The sequence below is a fragment of the Streptomyces megasporus genome (assembly GCF_000718985.1).
GTDB lineage: Bacteria > Actinomycetota > Actinomycetes > Streptomycetales > Streptomycetaceae > Streptomyces > Streptomyces megasporus.
Map to the genome: position 1 here is coordinate 1 of NZ_JODL01000089.1, position 504 is coordinate 504.

General features: G+C 68.7%; 1 protein-coding gene. It reads right to left on the bottom strand.

Annotation, left to right across the window (positions count from 1 at the left end; all coding sequences use genetic code 11):
• Window positions 1-504 (bottom strand): NAD(P)/FAD-dependent oxidoreductase (locus tag IF47_RS0126795; RefSeq protein WP_031511621.1); only part of this gene is annotated, 504 nt, incomplete at both ends.

The window sequence follows — 504 nt, forward strand, 5'->3', positions numbered from 1 at the left end:
GTGCCGGCGGCGGTGATGGCCTGGCGGTAGGTGTGGTCCACCACGTCACCGGCGGCGAACACGCCGGGGATGTTGGTGCGGGTGGAGGGGGAGTCCACCTTCAGGTACCCCTGGTCGTCCAGGGTGAGGACACCCTTGAACAGCTCGGTGCGCGGGTCGTGGCCGATGGCGACGAACAGACCGGTGGCGGGCAGTTCGGAGGTCTCACCGGTGACGGTGTCGCGCAGGGTCAGCCCCGACAGCTTGCCGTCCTTCTCGTGGATCTCGGTGACCTCGCTGTTCCACGCGAACTCGATCTTCTCGTCGGCGAAGGCCCGCTCCTGCATCGCCTTGGACGCGCGCAGCGTGTCCCGGCGGTGGACGACGGTCACCTTCTCGGCGAACCGGGAGAGGAAGGTGGCCTCTTCCATCGCGGTGTCGCCGCCGCCGACCACCACGATGTGGTGGCCCTTGAAGAAGAAGCCGTCGCAGGTGGCGCAGTAGGACACGCCGCGGCCGGAGAGC